7 protein-coding genes are annotated in these 6,028 nt (G+C 69.9%); all 7 read right to left on the minus strand.

All coding sequences use genetic code 11. The features are described 5' to 3' along the window. Positions 1-1,164: site-specific integrase (locus tag ACWJ6R_RS28250; protein WP_449065142.1), on the minus strand; the 1,164-nt coding region annotated here is incomplete at its 3' end. Next, complete coding sequence (locus ACWJ6R_RS28255; protein ID WP_189236974.1) at positions 1,164-1,370, minus strand: helix-turn-helix domain-containing protein; 207 nt, start codon at positions 1,368-1,370, stop codon at positions 1,164-1,166. The genes ACWJ6R_RS28255 and ACWJ6R_RS28250, both read right to left, overlap by 1 nt. 12 nt (positions 1,371-1,382) lie before the next feature. After that, positions 1,383-3,044, minus strand: coding sequence for a replication initiator (locus tag ACWJ6R_RS28260; RefSeq protein ID WP_449065143.1), 1,662 nt, complete (start codon positions 3,042-3,044; stop codon positions 1,383-1,385). Then, positions 3,041-3,190, minus strand: a complete 150-nt coding sequence (locus ACWJ6R_RS28265; protein ID WP_449065144.1) for a hypothetical protein — start codon at positions 3,188-3,190, stop codon at positions 3,041-3,043. Before ACWJ6R_RS28265 ends, ACWJ6R_RS28260 begins: the two co-directional genes overlap by 4 nt. Next, positions 3,187-4,611 carry an FtsK/SpoIIIE domain-containing protein gene (locus ACWJ6R_RS28270; protein WP_449065145.1) on the minus strand — a complete coding sequence of 475 codons (1,425 nt, stop codon included), beginning with the start codon at positions 4,609-4,611 and terminating at the stop codon, positions 3,187-3,189. Before ACWJ6R_RS28270 ends, ACWJ6R_RS28265 begins: the two co-directional genes overlap by 4 nt. 82 nt (positions 4,612-4,693) lie before the next feature. Beyond that, complete coding sequence (locus ACWJ6R_RS28275; RefSeq protein WP_344865361.1) at positions 4,694-4,966, minus strand: hypothetical protein; 273 nt, start codon at positions 4,964-4,966, stop codon at positions 4,694-4,696. After that, positions 4,966-5,394 (minus strand): plasmid replication, integration and excision activator, encoded by a 429-nt coding sequence (locus ACWJ6R_RS28280; RefSeq protein WP_449065146.1) that lies wholly within the window; start codon positions 5,392-5,394, stop codon positions 4,966-4,968. The genes ACWJ6R_RS28275 and ACWJ6R_RS28280 overlap by 1 nt, the downstream gene beginning before the upstream one ends. Positions 5,395-6,028: the final 634 nt, after the last annotated feature.

Genomic DNA, 6,028 nt, shown 5'->3' on the forward strand with positions numbered 1-6,028 from the left:
TGGGGAAACGGATCGAGAGCGATCTCGGCACCGCGCCCCAGGCCGACTCAACAAGTGCAGACCGGGCAGGCCCAGTTCCTTGACCACGTCCACCCAGCGCGTGCGGGTGTTGAAGCCACTGCGCCGCAGCGGACCGCCCTTGGCCCCCGGGAACAGCAGCGCCCCCGGCTCGTCGCGGACGTAGGTGGCGACGTGCTCCCGCAGAGCCGGGACGATGCCCTTCGGGATGCCGACCACCCGCCGACCGGCTTTGGACTTGGGCGGGCCGAGGACCAGGCCGCCGGTCGAGCGTTCGATGTAGGCCGCGCGGACGCGCACCGTTCCCGCGTCGAGGTCCACGTCTGTACGGCGGAGCGCGCTCACCTCGCCCCATCGCAGACTCGCGAAGGTGGCCAGCAGCACCAGGGCGCGGAATCGCCGGTCATGGGTGCAGTCGGCTCGGCCGTCCATGCCCATCCTCCACAGCGCCCGCTCGGCGTCGGTGCGGCTGGTGAAGGTCTCCGGATGGGTCCGCATCTCGCCGTGCCGCTGGAAGCGGAGCCGGTAGGCGTTCTCCTTGAGCTTGCGCACGTTGCCGACCGGTCGGCGGCCCACCAGGTCGGCCAGCTCGAAGACCTGGGCCACGGTCAGCACCGGCCGCTCCTGGGCGTGCTCGTCGCCGGCCCCGCGGATCCGGCACGGGTTGCGCGCGATGATGTGGTCCTCTTCGGCGGCCGTCATCAGTACGGCCCTCAGCAGGCGGTACGCCTTGGCCGCCACGGAGACCGAGACCCCGTTGCCGAGCAGGTCGGCCCGCCACTGCCGGATCATGGCGGTGGAGAGCTTCCCTACGGCCGTGTTGCCGAGATGCGGGGTGATGTGCTTCCCGAGCAGCCAGCGGTAGAGGTCCACGGTGCGGGGGCGCAGGCCCGGCCGCTGGGAGATCCACGTCTCGGCGTAGTCCTGGAGCTTGATCTTCCCCCGGTCCGGATCCGTCCACTCCCCCGAGATCATCCGCGCCTCGATCAGGGTGAGCGCCCGTTCGGCGTCGCCCTTGCGCTCGTAGGTCTCCGGAGCCGTACGCCGTCTCCCGTCCGGTCCCAGATAGCTCGCCTGGAAGCGTCCGGACGGGAGCTGACGGATGTTGCCGAAACGGCGATGGTTCGGCTTGTTGCCCTTGGCCATCAGGCGGCCCTCCCGGTGACGTCGGAGGCCGCCAGGGGTTCGACCGTCCCGGCGGCGATGAAGGCGAGCAGGGCCGACTCCCGGATGCGGACGTGTCGGCCGATCTTCACGAACTCGATCCGGCGTTCCGCGATCAATCGGCGGACGAAGCGCTCGGAAGTGTGCAGCAGTGCGGCGGCCTCATGGGCCTTGAGAAGTTCGTCCAATGGGTTCTCCCGTCAGGCGGCCAGTGAAATTGCCGAAAGATCTTGTTGTCCCGTCGCTCTCGCCTCCGCCTGCTGCATGGCCCTGCGCCACCGCTGGCGTTCGGAGATCTGTCTGAGCAGGCGACGGGCACGGGGCAGCAGGTCGGGGTCACCGGCCACGACCGGCCGCCAGGCGTAGCGGTCGGCGGGCTGGTCGTCGGTGAGGCCGAGCGCTTCCATCACCCAGGCCCGCCGGTCGGCCTTGTGCTCCCGGAGGGTCTTGCCGGACCACTTGCGGGAGACCAGGACGCGGCGGCCCGCGTAGCCGAGGTGTTCGGGCTTGTGCGCCTTGGACCGGCAGGCACCGGGCCGCATGCCCGCCTTGGCGTTCTTGGGCTGCACGCCGTACCGGAGCCAGTTCGGGCAGGTCGGCGCGCACGGCTCGTAGCGCAGCACGTCGGCCAGGCGCTGCACGTGGCGCCGCTGGGCGTCGGTCTCCGGAGCGTGGCACTCGCCGACCGACTTGGTCAGGTACTTGCCGAGGTAGCGGATGCACTGGTCAGCGTCCGGGGTCCCGGCGAGCACGCCCTGAACGTCCACCTGGACGCCGAAGCGCAGGACGTGGAACGGCTCCGCGTCCTCGTCGGCGTCAAGCCGGTCGAGTGCCTGTTCCCAGGTGGGCAGCAGCTCCCCCGTCACCGGGTCGAGGTAGTCGCCGGCCTGCCGATCCGGGTACGGCTCCGCCCGCTCGGGCCGCTCCACCCAGACAGGCAGGTGGTCGCCCTCGAAGACGACCGTCTCGACCGGGGGCCACCACACCTGGTGGTAGGTCGCGGCGGCGATGGCCTTGACCTCCCTGCGCGGCAGGGTGCCCCGGATCGCCATGTGCAGGTGCGGGGCGAGCCGCCGCTGTGGTTCGACGGAGGAGAAGTACTGCACGTCATAGCCCGCCACGCGCCGAAGGTTCTGCACGAACCGGTCGACGAGCTTGGAGAAGTGCAGCGCGTCGCGGGCCGCCCGGACGTAGTCGTAGGTGTCCGGGTCGACGGGGGTGCCGTCCTGCCGGACCCTGCCGTAGCCGGGCAGGGTGAGCGTGACGAACAGCGACGGCCGGTAGGTCTTCCCGTCCGGAGCCGTGAAGGTCTGCCCCACGGTCCGGGCCTCACGGGTCCGCCTGGGCAGGTCGGGGGCGTCCTGCCGCCGCCGGGTCGAGCGGGTGCGCTTGGGCCGATCGTCGGGCAGGACCTCGCCGCGGACCCCGGCCGCTCTGATCTGGGCGTCCAGGTCGGAGATGACCGCGTCGAGGTCGGCGGTGGAGTCGCCGGCCTCTTCCATCCGGTCCCGCGCCGCCTGGAGGTCCGCCCGCTGTTCGACGAGCCGCCGCTGTTCCTCGCCGGGATCGCTCTTGACGACGACCGGCTCGTGGTCGAGGTGCCAGCCCTCCCGGCACTGGGCCATGCGGAGTTGCCGGTTCCGCTTGGCGCAGGCCGGGCACTTGCTCTCCAGGGTCGCGCCGCACGGCACGTCGACGATCTCGGCCCTGCCGGTCGCCAGGTCGATCCGCTTGAGCGGCACGGGCCGGATGCAGACGCCGTTCTGTACGGCCACCGCCTCCAGGACCTCCAAGGCGGAGGGCAGGACGGTCTTCACCAGCCGGGCCGGGGACGCGGGGAGCGTGGTCTCTGCTTCGGTCATCCGCACTCTCCGATCTCCGGGAAGGCGAGCGCCCGCTGTCCGCACTCCTGGCACTCGACCAGGCCCCGGACGGGGTCGAGCCAGAGCGCGTTGAGGGTGCCGCAGATCGAGCAGCGCAGGTTGTCGAGGAAGTGGGCCAGGGTCACGCGGCCTCACCTCTGACGAAGTCGCGGGCCATGGCGCGGATGTCGGCGTCGGAGACGTAGGCCGCGCGGACCCGGATCAGGTCGGGGCTGGTTTCGAGCCGGACGAACCCGACGCCCGCGCCCTGCTCCGGGATCGGCGAGATGTGGTCAGCCAGCGCGCCCCGGTCGCGGGCACCGTCGCCGAGGACCATGTCCACCTGTTCGGACTCGTCGAGCCGGAGCGCGATCTTGTCGGGGAAGAGGTTGCGGATGTTCATGACCTCCTTGCGCGGGTCCTGGAGAGCCGCCAGGACGCCGACGCCGACCGCCCGGCCCTGTGTGGTCAGGGTGGCGAGCGCGGCCGTGATGCGCTGCCGTAGTCCCTTGTCCGACTGGTAGGCGGTCAGGAACGCGACCTCGTCGACGATCACCAGGACGAACGGGTCATCCACGGTCGGGATGTGGTTGCGCTGATTCCCGGCGAAGCGACCCGCCCGCTCCTGCATGACCGAGACCGCCTCGTCGAGCAGGTCGGCGCACTCCTTGGGAGAAGCCGCGTACCGGTCGCCGAAGACGGCCCGGCCGTAGGACAGTTCCATGAGTTTGGGGTCCAGCGCCCACAGCTCTACCAGCCCGGCCCGGACGGCGGGGAGGAGCCCGCGGATCGCCGACCAGATGACGGAGCCCTTGCCCGCCCCGGTGGCCCCGGCGACCAGGACGTGAGTCCCGTGGACCTTGAGCCGCCACGGCTGCCCGTTCTCCTGCTTGCCGACCTCCACCGGGCCGACTGACGGCGTCTCGGCGATGGGGACGGCCGGGAGCGGTACGGCCAGCGGATCGCACCGGGGGAAGGTGAGCAGCAACCGGCCGGCGTGGGCCACGGTGACCCGGCAGGAGACCGCTCCGAAGCCGTGGGCGAGGTGTTCGGTCCGGTCGGCCCAGTCCTTGACGGCCTGCCCGCTGAGCATCTTCACGGTGACCACGTCGGCCCATGAGGTGCAGGTGACCTTGAGCAGGCGGGGCAGGCAGTCGCGGCCCCGGAGGTGACGGCCGAGCCCGGAGATCATCATCACCGGTTGCCAGTGCCGCCGGTAGACCCAGACCAGCCGCCACCAGGCCAGCAGCCGCCAGCCGATCCAGGCGTTGAAGGTCGGCCGGTCGAACAGCGCCCAGGGGACGAGGACGAAGAGGGGGATCGTGACCGCGACCAGGGTGACGCGCCAGCCGTACAGCCAGCCGAGGACGGCGGGGGCGGTGAGCACGGCCAGGGCGATCGGGTGACGCCAGATGAGCCGGACGAGGCCGGCCAGGAACCGCCAAGCGAAGATGACGATGGTGATGATCGCTGGGGTCTGGACGACGGCCGGGCGGAAGACGACGGCGGTGTCAGGGGTGGTGGAGACGAGGGTACGGGCCTCGTCTCCGGGCAGCTTCTTGAACATTAGACTTCAGCTCTCTCTTGAATCGCATCTGGGGAGACGAGGGGCCGCCGGAAGGACCAGTTCCAGCGGCCCCGTTTCCATGTCAGGCCGCGAGGCCCGTGCCGTCGGGCATGCCGTGGAAGGAGCGTTCGACCGAGCGGGCGAACGTCTGGGCCTCACGGGCGAGCTGGCGGGCGAACTCGACGTCGGCGGCGGTCACCCGGTCGCTGGCTGTGGTGGTGACCAGGACCGAGACGGCCCCGAAGTCGAGCGCCAGGACCGGCGTGCGGGCCGGGTAGGGGTGGCTGGTCGCGCGGGCGCCCCGGCCGGTGTTGAGGTTGATGATGCTGACGCGGTGGTTCCTACGACGGGTCATCAGGCGGCGTCCTTCGCGGTGGTGGCGGTGGCGGGCTTGGCGGGAGCGGTACCGGTGCGCGGGGCGCGCATCTCGCGGACCTTGATCGAGTAGGCGAGGCGTCCGGTGCCGTTGACGTAGGGCGTGACGGTGACGTGGTCGAACTCGACCGGAGTGAAGGGCAGGCCCGGCATGGGAGCCGGGGGCACCGGCTGGACCGGGGCGAGGATCTTGACGGCGACGGTCTTCTGTCCGGGCTTGACGGCCGGGTCGGCGTCCATGACCGCGACCTGCCACACCAGCTCTCCGGTGGACTTGTCACGGGCCTGGACGAACCGGCCGTTGGTCGAGGCGTCGAAGTCCTTGACCGCCTCGACCTCCCCGACGACGTAGCAGCCGTGCGGGAAGACCTGGGCGAAGGTGACGGGGGTGGGGCCTTGCAGAGCCATGACGGTTTCCTCCTGTCGAGTGATATGCACTTAACCTATCAAGTGAATTGAGAGTACGGCGGATCAACTTGGTAGGTCAAGTACCTAGGCGAAATTGCCGTGGACAAGCGAGGGCCGGGTGCAACGACTCGATGTCAGTTGCTGCTCCACCCCTGGCCGCTGCCGGGACATTGGAGCGAAAATCCAGATCATGAGGTCAGAGGTTGCGAAGCTACGGCTCTGGAGCGGTATCGCCCTGACCGGTTTGGCCCTGGTCTGGCTGCTGGTCCCTCCAGTCTTGCTCGTCAAAGGGATCGCGGCAGGCTGGGACCGCCCCGTCGATCGGGGGTATGCGTCTCAGCTCATGACGGCTGCTGGACTCGTGATGGTCGGGGTTCCTTCGGTGGCAGCAGTCCTCGCATGGCAGAGCGGCCGAAAGGTCGCCATGTGGCTGTTCGGCACCGGGCTAATCTTGTCCCTGCTGATCGTCCTAGCCTTCATCGCGAGCGACTAGACCGGCCTGACCTTACCTCTCAGCGCGTCGGAACCATGCCCTACTGTGCTGAATACGATGTGGTTGCGAACGGCCACGGTAAGTGACGGTGATCTGGATTCCTCTACCCTGTCGCCGTGCCCACCGACATCTACGGCTTCA

Source organism: Planomonospora algeriensis, from assembly GCF_977012225.1.